Raw genomic sequence first — 24399 nt, 5'->3', positions numbered from 1 at the left:
GTTACAGTCCGACCTATGCGTAGTCACCCGGATGCCTGCCCCGGCGCCGTAGAGCTGCACGCCGCGGCCGACGGCGGGCTGGCGCGCATCCGGGTTCCCGGCGGCACCCTTTCCGCTGCTCAGTGGGACGTCGTGCGTGCCGCGGCACTGGAGCTCGGATCCGGCTCGCTGGAGCTGACCTCGCGGGCGAACCTCCAGATCAGGGGCCTCGCGGACGGCGTGGAGCTGGGTGAGCGGTTGCGTGCGGCGGGCCTGTTGCCGTCCGCGACGCACGAGCGGATCCGCAACATCATCGCGGCGCCGCTGGAGGACAACCAGTCGCTGGTCGACGCGCTGGACGCGGCGTTGTGCGCGGACCCGGTGCTGGCTTCGCTGCCTGGGCGTTTCCTGGTGACGGTGGGCCACGCGGTGAGTGGCCTGGGCGGCGACTTCGGGCTGGTCGGAGAGGTGCTCCTGCTCGCCGGTACCGATACAGGTGTCCGAGTTCACGACCCGGTCGACGCCGTGGTGACCGCCGCCCGCCTCTTCCAGGAGATGCGCGGGACCGCCTGGCGCCTGTCCGAAGTGGACGGCGGTGTGCGAAAGATCACCGAGCACTTCGGTGTCTCCTCCGACGTCCTGTTCGCCCCGGCTGTGACGCCTGTCGCACCTTCGCCCACAACCCCCGGCGTGCCGTTGGGCCGACTCGATGCGCGGCAGCTGCCCGGAGTCCCGCTCCGGTTGACGCCGTGGCGGAGCCTGGTCGTGCCCGCCGGAACCGACGTCTCGGAGCTGATCACGGATCCGGACTCGCCGTGGCACGGCGTCAGCGCCTGCACCGGCCGACCCGGCTGCGCCAAGTCGCTCTCCGACGTACGAGCCGATGCGCGCGCTTGGGTAGATGCGTCCCACCACACACACGTGCCCGGCCGGGTACCCCCAATTTCAATTCTAGGGAGCAGGTCCGACACTCCCGGCGCGGTGCACTGGTCGGGCTGTGCACGCCGATGTGGTCGGCCCGCCGGTGATGTGATCGAGTTCGTCGCGACCGGCGACGGCTACGAGGAGATCAGTTGACTGTCCCCTGCACTGGAGCACAGGGGTTCCTGTTTCACAGCCGACTGCGGCAGGGAGACCCCTTGCCGTCTGACGTCAGCTCCGCAGGCATCGCCCGAGTTGTCTCGGACTGCGGCTCGACCAACCGCAAGAATGTTCTTGGCCGCGTTCAAATCCCGATCATGCCGGGTGCGGCAACCTGGACACGTCCAGCAACGGACGGCCAATGGGAGCTCGGTCAGCCTGTGCCCGCAGCTCGAACAGGTCTTGCTCGACGGGTACCAACGATCGATCACGACAAGAGCACGGCCGGCGCGAGCGCATTTGTACTCCAGCTGACGACGGAACTCACCCCAGCCGCTGTCATGGATGGCACGCGCAAGACGACGATTGCGCACCATGGCGGCAACGTTGAGGTCTTCGATCACGATCACGTCAGCCGAGCGCACCAGTCGCGCGGTTGTTCGATGCAGAAAGTCCTGCCGCGCGTTGCAGATCTTGCGCTGCGCACGAGCGACCTTGACCTTCGCCTTGCGGCGGTTCAACCCGCCGCGTTGACAACGAGACATCCTTCGCTGGTAGCGAGCGAGGTTCCGCGCCTTTCTGACCAGATGCCGCGGATTCTGGACGCGTTCACCGTCGCTGGTGACCAGGTAGTCCTTCAAACCCAGGTCAATACCGATCGCTCGCCCCGTTGGCTCGTTCGGAGCGGGCGTGTCGGTGTCCACGGCGAACGTCACGTACCAACGGCCATCCGGGTCGCGGGACACGACGACCATCGTCGGTTCCAACCCCCTCACGGCCTTGTCGGCGAACGACCACACGAAATGCAACGGCTCGCTGCTCTTGGCGAGTACCAGCACGCCTTCCCGCATGCGGAACGCCGAACGGGTGAAGTGTGCACTCTGGCGACCACTTCGCGACTTGAACCTCGGGAAGCGAGCACGTCCGGCGAAGAAGTTCTGGAATGCGGTGTGCTGGTGACGCAGCGTCTGCTGCAAAGGCACGCAGGAAACCTCCGACAAGAAGGCAAGTTCCTTGGTGCGCTTCCACTCCGTGAGCGCTGCATCAGTCTCCCGGTACGAGGTACGTGCACCGGCCTCACGGTAGCGATGGTTCCGCTCGCTCAAGGTCTTGTTCCACACCAGCCGCACACAGCCGAACGTACGGCTCAACAACGCGACCTGATCCGAAGTGGGGTAAGCCCGGCACTTGTACGCCGTTCGCACGACCCACAACATACCGGGAGTGAAATGACCAGCCTGAAGCAGGACAGGCAGCGGAGGTACAGGTGACGGAGTACATCAAGGACGGCGCGGAGATCTACCGCCAGTCCTTCGCCACCATTCGCGCGGAATCGGACCTCACCAGGTTCCCCGAGGACGTCGCGAAAGTCGTGGTCCGCATGATCCACGCGTGCGGCATGACGGATCTGCCGAACGACGTCGCCTTCTCCCCCGGCGTCGTCCGCAACGCCCGCAAAGCGCTCCAGGCAGGTGCGCCGATCCTGTGCGACGCCAACATGGTCGCGTCCGGCGTCACCCGCCGCCGCCTGCCGAAGGACAACGAAGTCCTTTGCTTCCTTCAGGATCCGCGCACTCCCGCGCTGGCGAAGGAGATCGGCAACACCCGCAGCGCCGCCGCCCTGGAGCTGCTGCAGGACCGCTTCGAGGGTGCCGTGATCGCCATCGGCAACGCCCCGACCGCGCTGTTCCACCTGATCGACCTGATCGAGGCAGGAGCGCCCCGGCCGGCCGCGATCCTGGGCATCCCGGTGGGCTTCATCGGCGCGAAAGAGTCCAAAGAAGCTTTGGCCGCAACGGATCTGGAGCACCTCGTGGTGCACGGCCGGCGCGGCGGCAGTGCCATGACGGCGGCGGCCATCAACGCGATCGCGAGCGAGGAAGAATGACGGGCAAGCTCTACGGCGTCGGCCTGGGTCCTGGTGACCCGGAACTCGTGACGGTGAAGGCCGCACGGCTCATCGGGGAAGCCGACGTGATCGCGTTCCACAGCGCGCGGCACGGGCGCAGTGTCGCCAAAACCATTGCGGCACCGTACTTCCGCGACGGCCAGATCACCGAACAGCTCGTCTACCCGGTCACGACCGAGGACACCGACGACTACCAGGGAGAGATCGACGCGTTCTACGAGGAGGCCGCGGCCAAGCTCGCCGCGCACCTCGACGCCGGACGTGACGTCGTCGTCCTCGCCGCCGGAGACCCGTTCTTCTACGGCTCCTACATGCACATGCACAAGCGGCTCGCCGACCGCTACGAGTGGGAGGTCGTGCCCGGCGTCACGAGCGTCAGCGGTGCGAGTGCCGTTCTCGGCACCCCGCTGGTCGAACGCGACGAGGTCCTCACCATCCTGCCCGGCACGCTGCCCCCCGCCGAGCTCGCGACCCGCCTGGCCGACACCGACTCGGCCGCGATCCTCAAGCTCGGCCGCACTTTCGGCAACGTCCGCGAGGCCCTCGAAGCGTCGGGAAGGCTCGACGGCGCCTGGTACGTGGAGCGCGCCACCACCGGCCGCCAGAAGATGTCGCCACTGGCCGACGTCGACCCCACCGAGGTCCCCTACTTCTCCCTGGCGCTGCTGCCCAGTAACTCCAAGCCCGAGGCGCGCAAGGGCGAGGTGACCGTCGTGGGCCTGGGCCCCGGCAAGACCGCCTGGCTCACCCCGGAAGCCCGCCAGGAGCTCGAGGCCGCCGACGAGCTCGTCGGTTACACCACCTACCTCAACCGGCTTCCCGACCGGCCCGGCCAGACGAAACACGCCTCCCACAACCAGGTCGAGTCGGAACGCGCCGCCTTCGCCCTGGACCTCGCGCGCAAGGGCAAGCGGGTCGCGGTCGTGTCGTCCGGCGACCCCGGCGTCTTCGCGATGGCCACGGCCGTCCTGGAGGTCGCGGCGGAAGCCGGTGACGTCCCGGTGCGGGTCATCCCGGGCGTGACGGCCGCGAACGCCGTGGCGGCCAAGGCCGGTGCTCCGCTCGGCCACGACTACGCGGTGATCTCGTTGAGCGACAGGCTCAAGCCGTGGGACGTCATCGCCTCACGACTGGAAGCCACCGCCAAGGCCGACCTGGTGATCGCGATCTACAACCCGGCGTCCAAGGCCCGCACGCACCAGGTCCACGAGATGCGCGACCTGCTGCTCCAGCACCGCGCCCCGGAGACCCCGGTCGTCGTCGGACGTGACGTGGGCGGTCCCGAGGAGGAGATCCGCGTCGGGACGCTGAAAGACCTCGACCCGGACACGATCGACATGCGCTGCCTGCTGATCATCGGCTCGTCCCAGACGGTGGTGACCGACGCGGGTGTGGTGTTCACGCCGCGCCGCTACCCTGCCGATTAGCCGCCTTCCCTGCGACCATACGGGTCATGTATATCGTCGATTGACGTGGTAGGCCCGTCTGGGTTCGACTGGCCCCGAAAAGTCGACCGGCAACCGTGGTCGCAGGGATGAAGGTGTCATGTCGCTCATCGCTCCGGGCGAGGCCGGGAATCTGCCCGTGGAGTTGACCAGTTTCGTCGGCCGCCGGCGGGAGGTGACCGAGGCCAAGCGGGTGTTGTCGGTCTCGCGCCTGGTGACCTTGATCGGGTTCGGCGGGATCGGCAAGTCCCGGCTCGCACTGCGGGTGGCCGCACAGGTGCGGCGGTCCTTCGACGACGGGGTGTGGCTGGTCGAACTGGGCGAGCTGCGGGATCCGGAGCTGGTGGCGCACACCGTGGCCGCCGTTCTGGGACTGCGGGAGCAGGCCACCGTGGGACCGGGAGACCATTCGGCGTGCCCGCCGATGACGCTGTTGACCGAGTACCTGGCGGCACGACACGTCCTGCTGGTGCTGGACAACTGCGAGCACCTGGTGGACCCGGTCGCGAAACTGGTCGACGCGCTGTTGCGGGCCTGCCCGGGGTTGCGGGTGCTGACCACCAGCCGGCAGGCGCTGGGTGTCGGTGGGGAGGTCACGCTGCCGGTACCGCCGCTGCCGATACCGGACCTGGCACAGCCACCCACCCTGCGAGGACTGCCCCAGGTCCCGGCGGTGGCCCTGTTCGTCGAGCGGGCCGTGGCGGTGGTGCCGGAGTTCTGCCTCACCGCGGACAACCTGGACGCGGTCGCACAGATCTGCCGCCGGGTGGAAGGCCTGCCACTGGCGATCGAACTCGCGGCGGCGCGGCTGGCGGCGCTGGGGCCGCAGGAGATCCTGAACCGGATGTCCAACCGGTTCCGGCTGTTGGCCGCCGGTCCGCGCAGCGCGCCGACGCGGCAGCGGACCCTGCAGGCCAGCATCGAGTGGAGCTACGAGCTGTGCACGCGCGCGGAACAGCGGCTCTGGGCTCGACTGACGGTGTTCGCCGGCAGCTTCGAACTGGCCGCGGTGGAAGACGTCTGCGCCGGGGACGGCCTGGCGCCGGAGGACGTGCTCGACCTGGTGACCTCACTGGTGAGCAAGTCGATCCTGATCCGGCAGGACGGCGCCCACGTGCGGTACCGGATGCTCGACACCCTCAGCGAGTACGGCCAGGACAGGCTGCGGGAATCCGGCCAGGAGACCGCGCTGCGCCGGCGACATCGAGACTGGTGTGCCGCGCTGGTGGCGGGCGCCGAGGCCGAGTGGATCAGTGACCGGCAGGTGGACTGGTTCACCCGCCTGGAGCGGGAGTACCCCAACCTGCGGGCCGCGTTGGAGTTCTGCCTCGCCGAACCCGGCGAAGCAGGGGCCGGCCTGCGGATGGCCACGTCGCTGTACCCGTACTGGTTCGGACGGGGGCAGCTCAGCGAGGGCAGGTACTGGCTCGACCACGCCCTGGCCCAGCAGTCCCGCCCCAGCGTGGACCGGGCCCGGGCCCTCTACGCGGACTCCATGCTGGCCGGACAGCAGAACGATGTCGCGGCCGCCGCGGCGCTGGTGGACGAGGGCGAGGAGGTCGCGAAGCAGCTGGACGACGCCTCGACGCACGTGTTGTTCACCCTCGCCGCCGGGTACGTGGCGGGGTACCAGGGCGACCTGTCCCGCTCGGTCGCGCTGCTGGACACGGTCCTCGATGCGCTCCGTGCCGGGAACGATCTTCCTCGGCTGCTCGACGCCCTCTTCGCCCTGGCCGTGTACAGCGGGGTGCGAGGTGACGCGGCACGGGCCCTGGCCTGCCACGAGGAGGTGCTGGCGATCACCGAACCCCGTGGGGAGGTCTGGTACCGGTCGCTGTCACTGTGGGCCCTCGGCCTGGCGGTCTGGCAGCAGGGCGACTCCCCGCGAGCGGCCGGGCTGGTGCGGGAGAGTCTGCGTCTCAAGCGCCTGATCGAGGACCTGCTCGGGATCGCCTGGTGCCTGGAGGCACTGGCCTGGATCGCGGCCGGCGCGCCGGATCCACGCCACGCCGCGCAACTTCTCGGCGCCGCGCAGGCGCTGTGGCACACCATCGGCGCGTCCCCCGCCACGGTCCGGCCCATGCTCGCCTACCACGAGGAGTGCGAGAAGCGGGTTCGTCTCGCGCTGGGCGAGCGTGCCTTCCGCACCGTTTTCCAGCGCGGCGGAGACCTGGCCCTGGCAGAGGCCATCACCTGCGCCCTGAACGAGAAACCACAGGGGGTGCCGGCCCCCGCCGGCGCCGCCACGAGGCTGACCCCGCGCGAACAGGAGGTTGCCGAGTTGGTCGCCCAGGGCCTGACCAACAAGCAGATCGCCGCCCGGTTGGTGATCTCTCAGCGCACCGCCGAGGGCCACGTCGAGAACATCCTCGCGAAACTCGGGCTGACCACACGCACCCAGGTGGCCACGTGGGTCGCCGAACGACAAGAGAGCCGGGCCTGATGACCGCTGACGTCGGACAGACGCGGGCGGCGGGCAATCTGCCGGCCGACATGACGAGTTTCGTGGGTCGACGGCAGGACACGGCCGAAGTGCGGCGCGTGCTGTCGACGGCCCGGCTGGTGACCTTGACGGGGGTCGGCGGGGTGGGCAAGTCCCGGTTGGCCCTGCGCGTCGGGCGCGCGGTTCGCCGGAGGTTTCCCGACGGGGTGTGGCTGGTGGAACTGGCCGCGCTCGGCGATCCGGCACTGGTGGAGCAGACCATCGCCGCCGCGCTGGGCCTGCGCGACCACTCGCGGCGGGATCCGTTGAGCGTGCTCACCGCGTTCCTGACGGACAAGCGCCTGCTGCTGATCCTGGACAACTGCGAGCACGTGCTGGACGGGTGCGGCCGGCTGGTGAGCCGGTTGCTGAAGGCCGCGCCGGGGTTGTCCGTGCTGGCCACCAGCAGGGAACCGCTCGGCGTCCCCGGTGAACACCGCTGGCCGGTCCCACCGCTGTCACTGCCCTCCACCGAGCCCGGCGCATCGGTGCCGGCGCCCCTGTGCGACGCGCTGGCGTTGTTCGCGGACAGGGCGGCCACGGCCGCCCCCGGTTTCGTGCTGACCGAGGACAACAGGCCGGAGGTGGCGCGACTGTGCCGGCGGCTGGACGGACTGCCGCTGGCGATCGAGCTGGCCGCGGTCCGGCTGCGGGTGTTGTCGGTGGAGGAGTTGCTGGCCGGGCTGGAAGACCGGTTCGCGTTGCTGAAGGGTGGAGCTCCCGCGGCCCTGCCGCGCCATCACACCCTGTGGACGACGGTCGACTGGAGCTTCGAGCTGTGCTCGGAGCCGGAACGGCTGCTCTGGGCCAGGTGTTCGGTGTTCGCCGGGGATTTCGACCTGGATGCGGCCGAACAGGTGTGCGCAGGCCCGGGGCTGGCCCCCGACGAGGTCTTCGAGGCCGTGACGGGACTGATCGACAAATCGGTGCTGATCCGGGAGGAGCGCGCTACCGGGGTGCGGTACCGGGTCCTGGAGACCATCCGCCAGTACGGGCGGCAACGGCTGGCCGAGATCGATGACACGGCTGGACCGCAGAACCGGCACCGCGACTACTACCTGCGCCTGGCCGAGCAGGCCGACGCGGACTCGAGCGGCCCGCGCCAGCCCGAGTGGGCCGAGCGGTTGCGGGTAGAGCGGGCCAACCTCTTCGCGGCGCTGGACCACTGTCTGACGGTGCCGGGGCAGGAACGCGAGGGCCTGCGGCTGAACGCGGCCCTGTGGTTCTACTGGATCGCGTGCGGGTTCGTCCGCGACGGCCGGTACTGGCTCGACCGGGCCCTGCGGGCCAGCCCGGAACCCAGCCGGGAACGCGCCCGAGCACTGTGGATCAACGGCTGGATCGCCAGCTTGCAGGGCGACTACCAGAGCGGTCTGACTCTGCTGGAGGAAAGCCGGGACCTCGCCCTGGCGCTGGCCGACGACACCGCCCTGACCGATGCGACCCAGCACCTCGGCTGGGCGCGTGTGGTGGCCGGCGACCCGCCGCAGGCGATCCCGCTCCTCGACGACGTGCTGGCCCGCCGCCGGGCGTCGGACCGGTGGACCGCGCCGGCGGTGATCATCTATCCGATCCAGATCTTCGTCGCCGGTATGGCCGGCGACACCGGCCGTGCCATGGACCTGCTCGACGAGTGCCGGAACATCTGTGCGTCACTGGGCGAACGCTGGGCCTTGTCCTGGGCGTTGAACGCGATCGGCATCATGTGGCTGACCGCGGGCGATCCCCGGCAAGCGGCGACTCACCTGTGCGAGTGCCTCCGCGTCAAACGTGACGTGACGGACCAGCTGGGCTACCCGTTCGGTGTGGATCTCCTGTCGTGGGTCGCCGCGACGGAGAGCGACTGGACTCGGGCGGCCGTGCTGCAGGGGGCGGCGGACAAGATGTGGGAGCCGATCGGCCGGCCGCTGTTCGGTTTCGACCTCCTGCTCGACCAGAGGCAGGACTGGCGGACGAGAACTCGCGAAGCACTCGGTGAACGGGCCTACCACGACGCCCTTCAGGAGGGGGCGCGGATGACCCCGGAGCAGGCCATCGCCTGCGCACTGGGCGAATAGTCACTCGTGACGCAGCAGTGACCGCCTTGCCGTCCCCTCGACGGCAAGGCGGTCGCTGCCGGAACAGCGCCGTCAGCGGTCCTGGCTCAGGTGATGATCTTTCCGGCGGACAGGAATCCCCCGGCGAGTCGCCTGAGTCCACCTGACATGCGCTTCTCCTTGTGTTCGTCACGGCGGCCGGGGCGAGGGCCAGCGTGGACGCCCGGTTTCGTCCGGTCACACAACGTTCTGCGAATCGGCTGTTCAGTGGTGCCGTGCAGGGTCCTTCGGGCATAAACCGTAAGCAGCGCCGTGCCGCGATCGGAGGGGGACCTGCGCGGGTGAGGGTGGAGCTGCGGGTGCTGGGTCAGGTCGAGGTGTCGGTCGACGGAACGGAAGTGGACCTCGGGCACGCCCGCCAGCGGTACGTGCTGGGGATGCTGCTGATCGAGGCCAACCAGGTGGTCTCCACCGACGGGCTGGTGGACCGGATCTGGGGAGAACGCCCACCCCGGCGGGCCCGGCAGCTGGTGAGCAACTACCTGTCGCGGCTGCGCTCCCTGTTGTCCGCCAGCGGCGTCGCGGACGAGGTGGTGATCGAACGGCGCGGCGGAGGCTACGTCCTGCTGGTCGAACCCGACCGCGTGGACGTGCACCGGTTCCGGCACCTGGTCGCCGATGCCGCCGTCGACGAGGCCCACGCGTCGGAACTGCTGGAGCAGGCGGCACAGGTGTGGCGGGGTGAGGCGCTGGCCGGTCTGGACACGCCGTGGATCGCCGCGGTGCGCCAGGAACTGGAGCGTGAACGGTTCGCCGCCGACACCGACCGCCTCGACCTGGCGCTGCGCCGAGGCCGGCACGCCGCGTTGCTGCCCGAGCTGACCACGCGTGCCCAGGCGCATCCACTGGACGAACAGGTAGCGGCCCAGCTCGTCCTCGCCCTGTACCGCAGCGGTCGCCAGGCCGACGCGCTGGAGCACTACGAGCGGCTGCGCGCCCGGCTGGCCGAGGAGCTGGGCGTCGATCCCCGGCCGCCTCTGCGCGAGCTCCACCAGCGGATCCTGGCCGCCGACCCCGGTCTCACCGAGTCCGCGAACGTGCCGCGCCAACTTCCGGCCGCTCCCGCGCTGTTCACCGGCCGCGCCCTCGAACTGGCCGAGCTGGACCGGGCCCTCTCCACGAACGGCCAGGCGACGGTGGTGATCTCGGTGATCGGTGGCGCGGGCGGGATCGGCAAGACGTGGCTGGCCCTCACGTGGGCGCACCGCAACCTGCACCGGTTTCCCGACGGCCAGTTGTTCGTCGACCTGCACGGGTTCAGCCCCACCGGCCGCCCGACCGACCCCGCCGACGCGTTGCGCGGGTTCCTCAGCGCCCTGGGCCAGGACGCCGACCACCTCCCGCCGGACCTGGACGCGGCGGCCTCGCTGTACCGGAGCCTGGTGGCGGGCAAGCAGATCCTCGTCGTCCTGGACAACGCCGCCACCGCGGACCAGGTGATCCCTCTGCTGCCCGGCAGCCCGACCTGCACCGTGCTGGTCACCGGCCGCACCACCCTGTCCTCGTTGATCGACCGCCACGGTGCCCGTCACCTGTCCCTCGGCGTCCTCAGCCCCGGCGAGGCCCGCTCGTTGCTGGCCACCCGCATCGGTGACCAGCGGATCAACGCCGAGCCCGGTCTGACCGACGACCTGATCGAACTGTGCGGACGCCACCCCCTGGCCCTGGCGATCACGGCCCGCCACGCCACCACCCACCCCACCGTCCCACTCGCGGAACACGCCGCCGAACTGCGCGACCTCGGCCTCGCGGTGCTCGACCACGACATCGACCCCACGGCCAGCCTCCCGGCCGTGCTCTCGTGGTCCCTGCACCGGCTGACCGACGAGCAACGCGTCACGTTCGCGTTGCTGGGAATCGCCCCCGGCCCGGACATCGACCTGCCCGCCGCCGCGGCCCTCACCGGTCTTTCCCAGGCACAGACCCGCAAAGTCCTCCGCACCCTGGAGGAGCACTCACTGCTCGACCGGCACCCGCACGGCCGGTACCGGATGCACGACCTGGTCCGCGCCTACGCCACCACGACCGCTCAGGGCCTGTCCGAGCCCGTACGGGAAGCAGCGCTCGAGCGGATGGCCGAGTTCTACCTGCACACTGCCAACACCGCCCACAGCTTGATCTCCCACCGCCCACCGATCCCGCTCGGCCCACCCGCTCCCGGTACCCGGCCCCTCGCACTGCCCGACCACGCGGCCGCTCTGGCCTGGCTGGACGCTCACCACCCGCATCTGCTGGCCGCCCAGCACATCGCGGCCGCCCACGACCGCCACCAGGCCGTGTGGAACGTGGCCTCGACCCTGGCCGTGTTCCACATCAGACGAGGGCACCGCCATGACAACCTGGCCGTCTGGCAGGCCGCGGTCGAAGCAGCCGAACACCTGCCCGATCCGACCGCTCTCCCGCACGCTTTGCGGCAGCTCGGCCACGCGCACGCCGAGTTCGGACAGCACGAGAACGCCATCACCTTCCTGCACCGCGCCCTCGCCGTGGCCGAACGCCACCAGGTACCCGTCCAGCAGGCCCGGACGCACCACGCCCTCGCCTGGGCCTGGGAGGAGCAGGGCGACAACCGGAAAGCGTTGGCACATGCCATCAGTGCCGCGGCACTTCTCCGCGGCCAGAACGAGCCGCAGTGGGAAGCCGACGCGCTCAACGCGGTCGGCTGGCTCGCCGCGCACCTGGGCGACTACGACACCGCCCGCGTGCATTGCCAGGAAGCCCTCACGCTGCACCGGCGCCGACAGGACCACGACGGCGAGGCGGACGACCTGGACAGCTTGGGGTTCATCGCCTACCACACCGGCGACCACCGCGAAGCCGTCGACCACTACCGGGAAGCACTGGCCCGCTACCGCACGGGCGGCAACACCACCGAAGCCGCCGACACCCTCGACAACCTCGGCCATCCCCACGTCGCCCTCGGTGAGGTGGCGCAGGCCCGCACGGTGTGGCGGGAAGCGCTGGAGCTGTACCGGCAACAGGGCCGCGACAACGATGTCGCCCGCGTCCAGCGGCAGCTCGACGACCTCGACTCCTCAGCGGCCCAACCAGCCGAGCGCGCCCTCCACCGTGTGGACCACCTGGGCGGGCGGTAGCGGTGGCCGTCGCACGATCACGACCGGGATCCCGAGCTGACGCGCGGCTTCGAGCTTGGCCGAGGTCATCGAGCCACCGCTGTCCTTGGTGACGAGCACGTCGATCCGGTGCGAGCGCATCAGCTCCAGCTCACCGTCCACAGTGAACGGTCCGCGCGACAGCAGCACCTCGATCCGGTGCGGCATTGGTGGTTCCGGCGGTTCGACCATGCGCGCCAGGAACCACTGCGGGCAGTCGGCGAACTCCGCGAGGTCCTGCCGCCCGGTGGTGAGGAAGACCCTCTCGCCGGGCAGGTTCCGCGCGGCCTCGGCGACGCTGTCCACCCAGAACCAGCCTGGTTGAGGGGTGAAGCCAGGCCGACGCAGGATCAGGAACGGCACACCGACCCGTTGGCAAGCCTCGAAGGCGTTCGAGGTGATCTGCCGCGCGAACGGGTGGGTGGCGTCGATCACTGCGTGGATGTCGTTGTCCCGCAACCACTCGGCGAGCCCGTCGACCCCTCCGAAGCCGCCGATCCGGACGTCGCCGACCGGAAGAGCGGGATTGCTCACCCGACCCGCCAGGGACGAGACGACCGGGCCGCGAGGCAGCCGGAGCGCACCCGCCGGACCCACCCCGGACGCGCCTTTCCCGTCCCCCGCCGACAACATCCCCGTCACGCGCGACGCGAGTTCCCGCGCCTCTCCCGTGCCCCCGAGGATCAGGATCATCGAACGCGCGTCGGCGAGTACAGGTGGCTGTCCGGGAACTGCGTCGCCCCCAGCGTCCGCCCCACGATGATCACCGCGGTCCGCTTGATCCCGGCCGCGGCCACCTGCGCGGCGATGTCGTCCAACGTCCCCCGCAGCACGATCTCGTCGGCCCGGGACGCGTACGCCACCACGGCGACCGGGCAGTCCGCGCCGTAGTTCGGCACCAGCTCCGCGACCACGTCGGCGATCCGCCGCACCGCGAGGTGCAGCACGAGGGTCGCGTGACTGCGCCCCAACGTGTCCAGGTCCTCGCCGGGAGGCATCGGCGTGGCGCGCTGCGAGGTCCGCGTGAGGATCACGGTCTGCCCGACACCGGGCACCGTCAGCTCGCGCTGCAACGACGCCGCCGCGGCCGCGAAGGCGGGCACGCCGGGCGTGACGTCGTACTCGATTCCCAGCGCGTCCAGCCGCCGCATCTGCTCGGCCATCGCGCTGAACACCGCGGGATCCCCGGAGTGCAGCCGAGCCACGTCCAGGCCCCGCGACGAGGCCTCGGCCAGCTCGGCGACGATCTCGTCCAGCGTCAGCGACGCCGTGTCGACGAGACGCGCGCCGTCCGGGCAGAAGTCCAGCAGTTCGACGGGCACCAACGCGCCCGCGTACAGGCACACCGGCGACGACTCGATCAACGAGCGGCCCCGCACCGTGATCAGGTCGGCGGCACCGGGGCCCGCCCCGATGAAGTGCACGGTCACTTGAGCACGCTCCACGTCGTCACGGGCATGTGCGGGCGCCAGCCGGTGAACCCGCCGACCGCCGACCCGCGGTTGACCGCGATCCGGACCAGGTCGCCGCCGAGCCGCGCGTACCACTGCGCCACCACGGCCTCGGACTCCAGCGTCACGGCGTTCACGACCAGCCGCCCGCCGGAGGCCAGCGCGTCCCAGCACGCCTGCACCACACCCGGCACGGTCAGCCCGCCACCGATGAAGATCGCGTCGGGCTTCTCCAGCCCCTGCAACGCTTCCGGCGCGCGTCCGATGTGGACGTCCACACCCGGCACGCCCAAAGACGCCGCGTTGCGCACGATCCGCTCGGCACGTTCGGCGGACTGCTCAACGGCGATCGCCCGGCACGTCGGATGCGTCCGCGCCCACTCGATCGCGATGGAGCCCGACCCGGCTCCCACGTCCCACAGCAGCTGCCCCGGCAGCGGCGCCAATCTCGACAGCGAAATCGCCCGCACCTCGCGCTTCGTCAACTGACCATCGGTCTCGTAAGCGTCGTCCGGCAAACCCGGCACGCGGGAGTATGCGTCGCCGGTGGGCTCCAGGGCAACGACGCACAACGGGTCCGCGTCCTGCCCGGACCACTCGTACACCCGTTCGGCGGGCCCACCCAGCTGCTCCAGCACGGTGACCGGCCTCGCCAGAGCGGCGACCGCAGCCGGGTCACCGCCCAGCACGAGCACCCGACGCCCCGGCGTCAACGCGGGTCGCAGCAGGTCAGGCGACCGCCCGACGAGCGACACGACCTCGACCTCGTTCAACGCCCACCCGAGCCGCGCACAGGCCAGCGACACCGACGACGGGTGCGGGATGACGGAAACACGGGAGCCCAGCAACCGGACCAGGGTGGTGCCGATGCCGTGGAACATGGGATCGCCGGACGCCAGCACGCAGACGTCCCGGTACTTCTCGAACAGCGCGGGCAGCGCCGGGACCAGCGGCGACGGCCAGGCCACGCGTTCCTGGTCACCCGGCGCCGACGACCCGCCGGCCCGCCCGAGCTCCCTCGGGACCAGATCCAGCTGCCGCGTGCTCCCCATCAACACCCGCGCGGACCGGATCGCGGCTTGCGCGGCCGGCGACAGCCCGTCCCACCCGTCGGCCCCGATGCCGACCACGACGACGTCAGACGGTGCCGGTGACACGCTTCACCTGGATCTCGATCACCACGCGCTCGGGGTTGACCCGAGGCTGCCGGTACCTCAGCGCGTACCGCCGCACGGCCTCGTCCACGGACGCCGCGTCCTCGCGAACGACCGCGGGCCCCTCCAGCGTCGACCACCGGCGACCGTCCACCTGGCACACCGCCGCGTACCCGGCCTTGCGCACGTGCTTGACCTTCCACGACGCGCCGTGCGTGATGATCCGCGCGATGCCGGCCTCGGCGTCGAGCGTCACACCCACCGGAACCACGTGGGGAGTCCCGTCCGGACGCACGGTGGACAGCGTGCACAGGTGCCGCTCTGCCCAGAACTCGGCGAACTCGGCGCCCCGCTCGATCGACATGCCACGCATCATGCAACGCCGCACCCGTGAAACGAAATCGGGCCCGCCGACGGCTGCCGGCGGGCCCGACGTCCTGACGCTACGGGTAGTTGACGACGTTCACCGGCACCGTGCCCGGCGGCGTCACCGCACCCACGTTGTTGATCACGTGGGTGATCGTTCCCTGGTAGTTGAGCGACACGGTCAGCAGGTTGTGCATCCTCACTCCGGACCGCTGCGGCACCTCGAACGCGTTCTCGGCGCGCACCGACGGGTTGACGTTGAAGAAGCAGTAGCTGCCCAGCCCCCACGCCTCGTGCGTGGTGACGTTGTCGCCGACCTTGTAGGCCGCGTACCCGGCCTGCCCGTTCGGCCTGTTCCAAGACGCCTGGTTCGGCACGTCGTAGGGCATCTCGTTCTGGAAGAAGATCGTCCGCCCGCGCTCGCCGTTCCAGATCACCTGGTACTTCTGGTAGTGCTCGACGAACAACCCGGTCGCCAGCACGTCGTTGCCGTTCACCACCAGGCCCGTGTCACCGATCGCCTCGTTCCAGCCCCAGGTGCCGGCGTTGCCGTGGTCGGCGCGCCAGATCCAGGTGTGGTCGATGATCGTGTTGTGGCTGTTGACGACCAGGCTGTTGGTCGCCTTGCCCGCCACGGCCCCGCCGACCCGGAAGAACACGTCCTGCAACGTCGTCGGGTTGGACGCGTGCGACGCCGACGAACCCGACGGGCCGACGGTGAGCAGCGACGGAGACAGGGTCGTGCCCGCGTCGAACAGGATGCCCTTGATCCGCACGCCGTCGACGTCGGCGACCTGCATCGCGGTGACGCCGTTCTGCGGCACGATCGTCGCGTACCCGATGCCCAGGACGACGGTGTTCGGGCGGGTCACGTTGATCGTCTGGTCGACGTTGTAGATGCCGGGCGTGAAGAACAGGTTGCAGCCCTGCGCCAGCGCCGCGTTGATCGTCGAGGCGGTGTCACCTGCCTTGACGACGTAGAACTGGCTCATCGGCAACGAGGTGCCCGGCGTGCCGCCGTTGATCCACGAAGCCCCGGAAGCGTTGGTGCGCAACGAGGGCAGGAACACCCGGTACTTGCCCGTCTCGAAGTAGAGGTAGGGCACGTCACGCGAGACCGGCGTCGTCGCGAGCGTCGTCTCCGGCGGCGACGGGAACGTGTTCGCGGGCGCACCAGGCGTTCCGGAGAACACCATGTTCCAGACGCCGCCGTCCCAGCTGCCGTAGTTGGAATCGCGCGTGTACCACTGCTGCTGCGAGATGGACGCCGTCTGACCGGACACGCGGGTGTCGGCCGTGTAGCCACCGCTCGCGAAGCCGTAACTCGCGGGGTAGAGCGCCAGGTTGCCGCGGATGTCCATGCGGCGGAACGGCGCGGCCTGCGCCACGGCCCACCGGTTGGTGCCGCTGCTCGGGTTGACCGCCATGTTCTCGGCCGAGCGCCAGAAGTTCTGCAGCGCCACGCCCTTGTCGGACTCGTTGAACGCGTCGACAGTGATGTCGCCGTTGATCACGACGTCACCGGGGTTGCGCCCGAGACCCGAGACCGACGTGTAGTAACCGACGTCGTCGTGGACGTTGTAGGTGCCGGGCTTGAAGAGGTGCGCGACCCGGCGCGGCGCCATCTGCGCGGTCAGCGTGTCCTTCTGGTTGTTGAAGTCGGTGTCGAGCTGCGCTTGGATGCTGGCAGCCGACATGCTCGGGTCGAAGATCCGCGTGTTCGGCCCGAAGTTCGGGGTGTCCGACTGGACGCACCCCTGCTGCGTGCCGATCGTGTAGGTCGCGCTCGCCACGGCGGAGTTCGTGAGACCCGCCTTGATGCCGATGGCGTTGACGGTCCGGCTGGTGGGCACGGAGATCGGCCCGCTGTAGACGGGAGAGCTCGCGGTCGGCGTGGAACCGTCCACTGTGTACCGGATGGTCGCGCCGCTCGTCGCGGTCGTGATCGTCACGGTCTGCCCGGACGTGTACGCGCCACCGGGCGGGCTGAACGACGGCGTCGCGACCTGCTGCGGCGCGCTGCCGTGCGTGTAGGTGAAGTGCGGGGTGTCGTACTGCGGCCCGCTCTTCTCGTAGGTGAACCAGTACTCGATCACCGTGCCCGACGACAGCGACCCGACGGTCTTCTGCCAGGTGCCGGCGTTGTTGGTCATGCGGAAGTTCTGCTGCGGAGTACCGGTGATCAGGTAGTGCACGTCGACGTACAGGGCAGGGGTCGTCGGCGTGAAGTTGATCCTCGCCTGAGTGGCGTCCAGCGCCGTCACGTTCTGCGTGTAGTCCTCGGCCGCGGACGCGGCGGTGGACGACGCCAGTGACGACAGGGCAATCGCTGCGGCGGCCAGGCCGGCCAGCCATCTCACCTTTGAGAGCGCTCTCACACCTGAACGGTAAACACGAGATGTCGTTAAGCGAAAGATGCAAGCTGCGGGAAAGAAGAACCGGTCCGCCACCGTTTTCACCCGAACGAGCGGCTTCTTGTATTGAATACAACCCATAGCGTCGACGCATGACTCCCTCCACCGCGTACAGCAGGGACCTGGGCGACGAGCTCCGGAGGCTGCGAGAGACGTGCACCGGCCTCAAGAGCAACGAGCTCGCGAAGAAGCTCGGCTGGGACCCCAGCAAGATGTCAACCATCGAGCACGGCAAGGCGCGCGCCAGCGAGATCGACCTCATCCAGTACTTGTCGATGTGCGGCAAGGACATCGACTACGTGACGGACTTCAAGCGCCGCTACCACTACGCGTTCGACGAGTACTTCGTTCAGGTGTCCGGCAACCTCCGCACGCTCGCCATGGCCGAGTCCACCGCCACGACGATCATCAGCTACGACTCGCAAGCGGTGCCCGGCCTCCTGCAAACGCCGGAGTACGCCGAAGGCATCTACCGGATGACCGGAATGATCACTGAGGAGCGCATCCCGACTCTGGTGCAGTTCCGAACCGATCGCCAAGCGATCCTGCGCCGACACAATCGGCCGACTTGTTTGTTCTACGTCCATCAGCATGCGCTGCAGCTGCAGGTCGGCAACAGCGAGATCATGGAGGACCAGTACGCCAGGTTGCTGTTCGACACCCACGTCATTCGAATCGTCCCGGCCAACGCACCAGTGCTCGCCAGCGACTGCGTCCTGTGGGAGTTCGACAAGTCGCGGCCGGTGATCTTCAGCGACACCGACCACGCGAAGGTGTTCGTACAGGATCCCGGTGCCATCGCACGGTCCCGGCTGATCTTCGATCGCCTGGATCAGTTCGCCTTGGGTGCGGAACAATCGCGGAGCATGCTGGCGGACTACGTCGGCCGACCGCGAAGGGAACACGATGACTCAGGAGCGCCTCTGGCGTAAGAGCAGCTACAGCGGCGGGTCGGAGGACAGCAACTGCGTCGAGGTGTCGCTGGCCCACGACGCGCTGGTTCGGGACTCGAAGAACGCGAGCGGCGACGTCCTCGCATTCTCCTCCCCTGCCTGGAGCGCGCTCGTCGGCTGGATCGCCTCGCGCTGATCACGACAGCACGGAGGCCCACCCCCTGCGGCGGGGATGGGCCTCACTCGTACTTCGCTGCGCCCTCAGCCACCCGCAGGCGGTTGCGGCATCGGGACCGGCTTCGCGTCACGCATGCGTTCCTCGGTCCAGTAGTCCGGGTCGGTGTGCTCCGCCGGCGAATCGGCGACCTCCGCACCGGCGGGATCCGCCGGTGCGGCCGGACCAGCCGTGCCCCGCAACCCCGCGATCACGGAGGCGCCCACCACGACAGTCGCCGCGACCAGCGCTACCACCACAACCGTGCGGGTGCTCATGGAGGCTCCTTACGGCGTTTGGTTCTTCGCGTTGTTGAAGACGTCATTCACGTGGCTGTCATAATACGGCCCGGAATTGTTGCCGTCGAGAAGTCCCTGGGTCGCACTGATCACGTAACCGAGGCCGTTGGACTGGTAGTCCTCGAGCCACGGCCCACCACTGGCACCGCCGCCGAAATTGCAGCCGAGTCGATAGGCATTCGCGCTCGGCCACCGGTCGGTCGTTCCCCAGCAGTACCACTGCACCTGACCGTTGTCCTTGTTTCCGGGATACCCGGCGACGTGCACGTAACGGCTGTAGCTGCCGTTGTAGCGGAAGCCGTGGCCGCCCGCCGCGTTGACCACTTTCTGGCCGGAGCTGTTGGCGTAGGTCACGACCCACGCGAAGTCGCGCTGCCAGTCGTTGCGGACCGACCAGCCCGTGGAGTAGTGGAACCAGTAGGCGGCGAACCGTCCACGCGGCTCGGAGCCGTTCTGGTAGCCCGGGATGAAGACCCAGTTCCGCATGACCTGCCCGTTGCCGCCGCCCACGACCGCGCAGTGGCCGGCGGTGACGACGAGGCTCTTGGAGGCGCTGTTCACGGCACTGCCGGAGCACTGGTAGCCGCCGTTGTTCCGCGGGTCGACGAAGTAGATCTTGCCGGTGGTGTAGGAGAACCAGGCGTCCTGGGCCGACGGGCCGCCGGTCACCGTCGGTGCCGCCGGGGCGGAGCCGTTCGCGGCCTTCCCCGTCACGGCCGACGTCGTCGCGTTCGACTTCGCCGTCGGGCCGGCGGTGGCGACGGCGGGCTTGGCCGCGGCGATCCGTTCCGGTGTCCAGTACTCGTTGACGATCCGCTGGGCTTCGGCGGAGGAAACCTTGCGCTCGGCGCGAGCGCTCTCGTCCCACACGACTGCGGACGTGCCGGCGATCGAGTCCGTTTTCGCCGCAGATTCGGCATTCGCCGGAACGGCGACCGCTATTGACGCGACAAGCGTCAGTCCGGAGAAAACGCCAATGATCGATCTTCGGGCGAATATCATTGTTCCCCCCTCAGGAACTGATTTCACACTGGCACTCGCCAGCCAGTACAGCACGGTAACGAGTCGATTTCGGCCCAACAACCGCCTACTGGCGCAATGGGGTTATTCCGTGTCGCACAGAAAGGAAGACGAAAGTTGCAAGAACCCTTCACGCCCGAACGAATCCGCCTACTGCTTTTTGGCGACGTGCTGGTGCGTCGGATCGGCGGCACACGCGTACAGCCGCAGGTTGCAACCGAAGGTGATCAGGTGCCCCGGTTCTCGTTGAGGTAGTTGTAGATCGTGTAGCGGGTGACCTCCAGGACTCCCGCCAGGTGGTCGACCGAGTCGCGGATCAGGAAGAACCCTGCCTCGTCCAGCACCCGCACGACCTGCGACTTGTGGACCTTCTTCATCAGCTCGACGGGCACGCCGACGTCCGCGATGGCCTTCTCCACCAGCACCCGCTGCAACGTGTCCACGTCCTGCGGGAAGGACTCCACCGGCCCGGACGCCTCGTGCGCCGCGAGCTTGTTGACGCACAAGCAACCCACGGCAACACCGGAGGCGTCGCGCACGAACGTCGTCGACGACCAGATCGCCCGCCCGTCCGGCGCGTACGTCTCGTAGCCCGGCATGTCCGTGGTCGTGCCGCGCCGAACCAGGCCCAGCAACAGGTCCGTCATCGGGCCGCCCACCCGGCGGCCGGTCAGCGAGCCCGCGATCGCGATGATGGAGTTCGGCAACCGGGACAGGTCGTGCACCACGACCTCGGTGTCCGGGCCGAGCGCCGAGGCGAGCGAGTCCACCGTCGGCACCAGCGCCGACAACGCCGCCGGCACCGGCGAGGAAGCGGTCCGGGACAACGACTTCAGGGCGGCGCGGACCCGTTCGAGAGTTCCGCGCGACGTCGTGGCGTGCGGCGACAACCGGACGTGCTCGGGCCGGACGGTCGCCGTGACACCGAACGCGTTCAACGCCTCCCCCACCACGGAAGCGGCCTCGGGCATCGTGAACGCCAGGATCCCCGCCCGCCGGTCGCGCGCGGAGACGATCTCGCCGCCGCACGACAGCACGATCTCCTCCAGTTCGGCGACGACCTCCGACACCGCGGAGTCCAGAGCCGGAACGCCCGCGAGCTCGACGAGTTCCAGTGCCTCCGCGAACGCACCGGACACGACCGGCGAGAGGTTCGTGATGTTCCACGAGGCGGCGTCCGCGGCAGGCTCGTGGACCTCGTCGTCGAACAGGCCCGCGTCCACCGCGCCGGTCCAGCCCGACAGCACGGGAGACAGCCGCTCCAATGCGCGGTCCGACAGCACGACGAAACCGGTGCTCCACCCCGCCCGCAACCACTTCTGACCGCCGACCACCAGCACGTCGGCGAGCTCCCACGGTTCGTCGGCCACGCCGAAGCCCTGGATGCCGTCCACGATCAGCAGCCGGTCGCCGACGGCCTCGCGCAACGCGGCCAGGTCCGCGCGGTAGCCGGTACGGAAGTCCACAGCGGACACCGACAACGCCGAGACGCCCGAAACCGAGGCGGCGACGGCATCAGGTGTCACCGGGCCGTCCAGCACCACCGACGGCAGGCCCGCCCGCACCCACGGGTAGGTGTTGGACGGGAACTCCGCCGCGCTGTACATGACCGTGCCGGACAGCCCGAACGCCGCCTGGAACAGGCCGATCGACGTGTTCGGCACCAGCGCCACGTGATCGGTGTCGGTGCGGCACAACCGCGCGACGGCGGCCTTCACCCGTTGTTCCTCGCGCATCAGCGTGTCTACTGTGGAGGGACCGGCCAGGGAAGCCTGGTCCATCAGGCGCGAGGTGGCCGTGACCACCGGGAGCGACGGCGGGCCGAAGCGGGCGAAGTCGAGGTACCCCTCCGGTTCGCGGAACTGGGCGAGGTACGAGGCGTCGATCAACTCAGAGCACCTTTGCGAGGAACTGTTGCGTACGTGGCTGCTGCGGATTGTCCAGCACGTCGGCCGGAGTGCCGGTCTCCACCACCGCTCCGTCGACGAGGAACACCACGCGGTCGGCGACCGAGCGGGCGAAACCGATCTCGTGAGTGACCACGATCATCGTCATGCCGTCGCGGGCCAGCGAGGTCATCACGTCGAGCACCTCGCCGACCAGCTCCGGGTCCAACGCGGACGTGGGCTCGTCGAACAGCATCAGCTTGGGTTTCATCGCCAGCGCGCGGGCGATCGCAACACGTTGCTGCTGACCGCCGGACAGCTGCGCCGGATGAGCCGAGGCCTTCTCCGCGAGGCCCACCCGTTCCAGCAACGCCAGCGACTCCGCCCGCACCTCGGCCCGGTCCCGCCGCAGCACCTGGACCGGGCCCTCCATGACGTTCTCCAGCGCCGTGCGGTGCGGGAACAGGTTGAACCGCTGGAACACCATCCCGACGTCACGGCGTTGAAAAGCCACCTCGTGTTCGCGCAGCTCGAACAGCTTCCCGCCGGACGCGCGGAACCCGACCGGCACGCCGTCGACCCAGATCCGGCCGGCGTCGATGGTCTCCAGGTGGTTCACGCAGCGCAGGAAGGTGCTCTTGCCCGCGCCGGACGGCCCGAGCAGGCACACGACCTCGCCGCGCCCGACCTCCAGGTCGATGCCTCGCAGCACCTCGGTGTGGCCGAACGACTTGCGGACTCCCACCGCCTCAACGAGGGCCATACGCACGCTCCAGGTAGTGCTGCCCGATCGACGCCAGGGACACCATCACGAGGTACCAGGCCGCGGCGGCGAACAGGGTTTCCATGATCTCCAGGTTGCGCGAGGAGATGTTGTTCGCGGCGTGGATCAGCTCCAGGAAGGCGATCACCGACGCCATCGAGGTGCCCTTGATCATGTTGATGAAGTTGTTGCCGGTCGGTGGGATGATCACCCGCATCGCCTGCGGCAGGACCACCCTGCGCAACGTCGTCAACGGGGTCATGCCGATCGACTTCGCCGCCTCCGTCTGACCGGGATCGACGCTGGTCAGGCCCGCACGGACGATCTCGGCCATGTACGCGCTCTCGTTCAGGCCGAGACCCAGCAACGCCGCCACGAACGCGGTCATCACGACGTTGGTGGGCACGGTGAACAACATCGGGATGCTGATGTTCTTGAACACCAGCGCGAGGTTGAACCAGATCAGGATCTGCAACAGCACCGGCAGCCCGCGGAACAACCAGATGTAGCCGACCGCGAACCACCGCGCGACGGGGTTCGCCGACAGCCGCATCAACGCGACCACGACCCCGAGCACGATCGCGCCGCCCTGCGCGCAGACGGTGAGCACGATGGTGTTGAGCAGGCCTTCCAGCATCACGGGGTGCGTGAAGAACCCCGGCACGTCCTCCCACTGGATCTGCGCCTCGGCCATCGCCCAGCCGAGTCCGGCGATGATCAGCAGGATCACCGCGCCGCTGAACCACCTCCACGGGTGGCGCAACGGCACGACGACCAGATCATCCCTGAGATCATCACGGAGATCACTTGCCATTGATCGCGGCCTTGGTGATCGCACCCTGCTTGATGTCCCACGTGGTGAGGATCTTGGTGTAGGTGCCGTCGTCGATCAGCGACTGCAACGCCGCCTTGATCGCCTCGGACAGCTTCGCGTTCTTCTTCGCCACGCCGATGCCGTACGGGCCGCCGTTGATCGGGGCGAGCGGCACGACCTCGAAGTACTGGCCGTCACCGGCGGTCTTCGCGACGTAGACGGCGGTCGGCAGGTCGTTGAGGATCGCGGCGACCCGGCCGGTGCGCAGCTGGTTCTGGTTGCCGGTGTCGCTGTCGGTGACGCTGAGCTGCACCTCGGGCTTGCCCCGGTCGAGGCACTTCTGGCTCTGCTCCTTGGCGTACTGCTCCTGCGAGCTGCCGAGGTTCACCGCGACGCCCTTGCCGCACAGGTCGTCGGGTTCCTTGACGCCCTGCGGGTTGCCCTTCTGCACCATGATCATGATGCCGGACGTGAAGTAGTCGACGAAGTCGATCTTCTGCTGGCGTTCGGCGGTGTCGTTCATCGCGGCCATCGTCACGTCGACGCGGCCGGTCTCCAGGCTGGTGATCAGCGAGCTGAACACCATGTCGCTGTGCTCGGCCTTGAGCCCGAGCTTGGCGGAGATCGCCTTGATCAGGTCGACCTCCGACCCGAGCGGGGTCTTGCCGTCCTGGTCGTAGAAGTTGTTCGGCGGGTTCTGGATGTTCGACCCGACCTTCAACGTGCCGGCCGACGCGATCTCGGGTGGCAGCAGCGCGGCGAGCTTGTCGTCCTTCTTGACCGAGCCGAGGTCGGAGGACGGGGGCGTGGACGTCTGCGAAGGACTGTCAGACGTGGACCCGCAGGCGGCGAGCCCCAGTACGAGCAGCGAGGTCACGAGCAGGCGCGGCATCATGGCGGGGACCGTACAACGCCGAGTTGAAGACGTCCACAAAAAGTTGAAACGGGCGTGACCGGCGGCACCCGGGGGAATTCCGTTGACACCTGCTTCGTTGAACGTGGTGCCACCAGCAAACGAGGA

General features: G+C 69.0%; 20 protein-coding genes. 8 read left to right on the top strand and 12 right to left on the bottom strand.

The window, feature by feature from the left end:
* Positions 1-15 precede the first annotated feature (15 nt).
* Positions 16-1056 (top strand): ferredoxin-like domain-containing protein, encoded by a 1041-nt coding sequence (locus tag AOM45_RS18535; RefSeq protein ID WP_030466435.1) that lies wholly within the window; start codon positions 16-18, stop codon positions 1054-1056.
* Here the strand turns inward: AOM45_RS18535 and AOM45_RS18530 are convergent.
* A complete protein-coding gene (locus AOM45_RS18530) occupies positions 1038-2264 on the bottom strand; it encodes an RNA-guided endonuclease InsQ/TnpB family protein (protein ID WP_030466436.1) in 1227 nt (408 codons plus the stop codon). The two genes, AOM45_RS18535 and AOM45_RS18530, sit on opposite strands and share 19 nt — an antisense overlap.
* Before the next feature lie 62 nt (positions 2265-2326).
* On the opposite strand from AOM45_RS18530, the gene AOM45_RS18525 reads away from it, so the two are divergent.
* From AOM45_RS18525 to AOM45_RS18505, 5 genes are all read left to right on the top strand, one after another.
* Complete coding sequence (locus tag AOM45_RS18525; protein WP_030466437.1) at positions 2327-2947, top strand: precorrin-8X methylmutase; 621 nt, start codon at positions 2327-2329, stop codon at positions 2945-2947.
* Positions 2944-4395: a precorrin-2 C(20)-methyltransferase gene (locus tag AOM45_RS18520; protein WP_030466438.1), complete on the top strand. Its 1452-nt coding sequence runs from the start codon at positions 2944-2946 to the stop codon at positions 4393-4395. Before AOM45_RS18525 ends, AOM45_RS18520 begins: the two co-directional genes overlap by 4 nt.
* A gap of 118 nt (positions 4396-4513) precedes the next feature.
* Positions 4514-6856, top strand: a complete 2343-nt coding sequence (locus tag AOM45_RS18515; RefSeq protein WP_030466439.1) for an ATP-binding protein — start codon at positions 4514-4516, stop codon at positions 6854-6856.
* Positions 6856-8952, top strand: coding sequence for an ATP-binding protein (locus AOM45_RS18510; protein WP_051782966.1), 2097 nt, complete (start codon positions 6856-6858; stop codon positions 8950-8952). Before AOM45_RS18515 ends, AOM45_RS18510 begins: the two co-directional genes overlap by 1 nt.
* A gap of 320 nt (positions 8953-9272) precedes the next feature.
* Positions 9273-12086, top strand: coding sequence for an AfsR/SARP family transcriptional regulator (locus AOM45_RS18505; protein WP_051782967.1), 2814 nt, complete (start codon positions 9273-9275; stop codon positions 12084-12086).
* On the opposite strand, the gene AOM45_RS18500 is transcribed toward AOM45_RS18505, so the two are convergent.
* From AOM45_RS18500 to AOM45_RS18480, 5 genes are all read right to left on the bottom strand, one after another.
* The gene (locus AOM45_RS18500; RefSeq protein WP_081901941.1) at positions 12027-12797 is read right to left on the bottom strand and encodes a cobalt-precorrin-6A reductase; all 771 of its coding nucleotides are present in this window, start codon (positions 12795-12797) and stop codon (positions 12027-12029) included. The two genes, AOM45_RS18505 and AOM45_RS18500, sit on opposite strands and share 60 nt — an antisense overlap.
* Positions 12794-13534, bottom strand: a complete 741-nt coding sequence (gene cobM, locus AOM45_RS18495) for a precorrin-4 C(11)-methyltransferase (RefSeq protein WP_030466443.1) — start codon at positions 13532-13534, stop codon at positions 12794-12796. Before cobM ends, AOM45_RS18500 begins: the two co-directional genes overlap by 4 nt.
* On the bottom strand, positions 13531-14712 hold the full coding sequence (locus tag AOM45_RS18490) for a bifunctional cobalt-precorrin-7 (C(5))-methyltransferase/cobalt-precorrin-6B (C(15))-methyltransferase (RefSeq protein WP_030466444.1): 1182 nt from the start codon (positions 14710-14712) through the stop codon (positions 13531-13533). The genes cobM and AOM45_RS18490 overlap by 4 nt, the downstream gene beginning before the upstream one ends.
* Complete coding sequence (locus AOM45_RS18485) at positions 14693-15082, bottom strand: PPOX class F420-dependent oxidoreductase (protein ID WP_030466445.1); 390 nt, start codon at positions 15080-15082, stop codon at positions 14693-14695. Before AOM45_RS18485 ends, AOM45_RS18490 begins: the two co-directional genes overlap by 20 nt.
* A 70-nt stretch (positions 15083-15152) precedes the next feature.
* Positions 15153-17426, bottom strand: coding sequence for a pectate lyase-like domain-containing protein (locus AOM45_RS18480; RefSeq protein WP_301313435.1), 2274 nt, complete (start codon positions 17424-17426; stop codon positions 15153-15155).
* 155 nt (positions 17427-17581) lie between these two features.
* Here AOM45_RS18480 and AOM45_RS18475 point away from each other — a divergent pair, with 155 nt between their 5' ends.
* Positions 17582-18421, top strand: coding sequence for a helix-turn-helix domain-containing protein (locus AOM45_RS18475; protein ID WP_030466447.1), 840 nt, complete (start codon positions 17582-17584; stop codon positions 18419-18421).
* Complete coding sequence (locus tag AOM45_RS18470) at positions 18396-18578, top strand: DUF397 domain-containing protein (protein WP_030466448.1); 183 nt, start codon at positions 18396-18398, stop codon at positions 18576-18578. The genes AOM45_RS18475 and AOM45_RS18470 overlap by 26 nt, the downstream gene beginning before the upstream one ends.
* 65 nt (positions 18579-18643) lie before the next feature.
* Here AOM45_RS18470 and AOM45_RS18465 read toward each other — a convergent pair whose 3' ends face one another.
* The 6 genes from AOM45_RS18465 to AOM45_RS18440 form a co-directional block, all read right to left on the bottom strand.
* The gene (locus AOM45_RS18465; protein WP_030466449.1) at positions 18644-18874 is read right to left on the bottom strand and encodes a hypothetical protein; all 231 of its coding nucleotides are present in this window, start codon (positions 18872-18874) and stop codon (positions 18644-18646) included.
* Positions 18875-18883: 9 nt separating this feature from the next.
* Positions 18884-19951, bottom strand: a complete 1068-nt coding sequence (locus tag AOM45_RS18460) for a trypsin-like serine peptidase (RefSeq protein ID WP_156093687.1) — start codon at positions 19949-19951, stop codon at positions 18884-18886.
* A gap of 191 nt (positions 19952-20142) precedes the next feature.
* Complete coding sequence (locus tag AOM45_RS18455; protein ID WP_030466451.1) at positions 20143-21804, bottom strand: aminotransferase class V-fold PLP-dependent enzyme; 1662 nt, start codon at positions 21802-21804, stop codon at positions 20143-20145.
* A gap of 1 nt (position 21805) precedes the next feature.
* Positions 21806-22564 carry an amino acid ABC transporter ATP-binding protein gene (locus tag AOM45_RS18450; protein ID WP_030466452.1) on the bottom strand — a complete coding sequence of 253 codons (759 nt, stop codon included), beginning with the start codon at positions 22562-22564 and terminating at the stop codon, positions 21806-21808.
* Positions 22551-23378 (bottom strand): amino acid ABC transporter permease, encoded by an 828-nt coding sequence (locus AOM45_RS18445; RefSeq protein WP_035909539.1) that lies wholly within the window; start codon positions 23376-23378, stop codon positions 22551-22553. The genes AOM45_RS18450 and AOM45_RS18445 overlap by 14 nt, the downstream gene beginning before the upstream one ends.
* A complete protein-coding gene (locus AOM45_RS18440; protein ID WP_030466454.1) occupies positions 23368-24273 on the bottom strand; it encodes an ABC transporter substrate-binding protein in 906 nt (301 codons plus the stop codon). The genes AOM45_RS18445 and AOM45_RS18440 overlap by 11 nt, the downstream gene beginning before the upstream one ends.
* Between the last annotated feature and the right edge of the window lie 126 nt (positions 24274-24399).

This window comes from Lentzea aerocolonigenes (assembly GCF_000974445.1).
Lineage (GTDB): Bacteria > Actinomycetota > Actinomycetes > Mycobacteriales > Pseudonocardiaceae > Lentzea > Lentzea aerocolonigenes.
The sequence above is the reverse complement of the archived record's forward strand: the minus strand, read 5'-3'. Positions and strand labels throughout refer to the sequence as shown.

Coding starts and splice junctions, on each gene's coding strand:
- AOM45_RS18520 (WP_030466438.1), top strand. CDS start 2,944: ATGACGGGCAAGCTCTACGGCGTCGGCCTGGGTCCTGGTGACCCGGAA.
- AOM45_RS18485 (WP_030466445.1), bottom strand. CDS start 15,082: ATGCGTGGCATGTCGATCGAGCGGGGCGCCGAGTTCGCCGAGTTCTGG.
- AOM45_RS18450 (WP_030466452.1), bottom strand. CDS start 22,564: ATGGCCCTCGTTGAGGCGGTGGGAGTCCGCAAGTCGTTCGGCCACACC.
- AOM45_RS18440 (WP_030466454.1), bottom strand. CDS start 24,273: ATGATGCCGCGCCTGCTCGTGACCTCGCTGCTCGTACTGGGGCTCGCC.
- AOM45_RS18500 (WP_081901941.1), bottom strand. CDS start 12,797: ATGATCCTGATCCTCGGGGGCACGGGAGAGGCGCGGGAACTCGCGTCG.
- AOM45_RS18475 (WP_030466447.1), top strand. CDS start 17,582: ATGACTCCCTCCACCGCGTACAGCAGGGACCTGGGCGACGAGCTCCGG.
- AOM45_RS18515 (WP_030466439.1), top strand. CDS start 4,514: ATGTCGCTCATCGCTCCGGGCGAGGCCGGGAATCTGCCCGTGGAGTTG.
- AOM45_RS18535 (WP_030466435.1), top strand. CDS start 16: ATGCGTAGTCACCCGGATGCCTGCCCCGGCGCCGTAGAGCTGCACGCC.
- AOM45_RS18445 (WP_035909539.1), bottom strand. CDS start 23,378: ATGGCAAGTGATCTCCGTGATGATCTCAGGGATGATCTGGTCGTCGTG.
- AOM45_RS18510 (WP_051782966.1), top strand. CDS start 6,856: ATGACCGCTGACGTCGGACAGACGCGGGCGGCGGGCAATCTGCCGGCC.
- AOM45_RS18465 (WP_030466449.1), bottom strand. CDS start 18,874: ATGAGCACCCGCACGGTTGTGGTGGTAGCGCTGGTCGCGGCGACTGTC.
- AOM45_RS18470 (WP_030466448.1), top strand. CDS start 18,396: ATGACTCAGGAGCGCCTCTGGCGTAAGAGCAGCTACAGCGGCGGGTCG.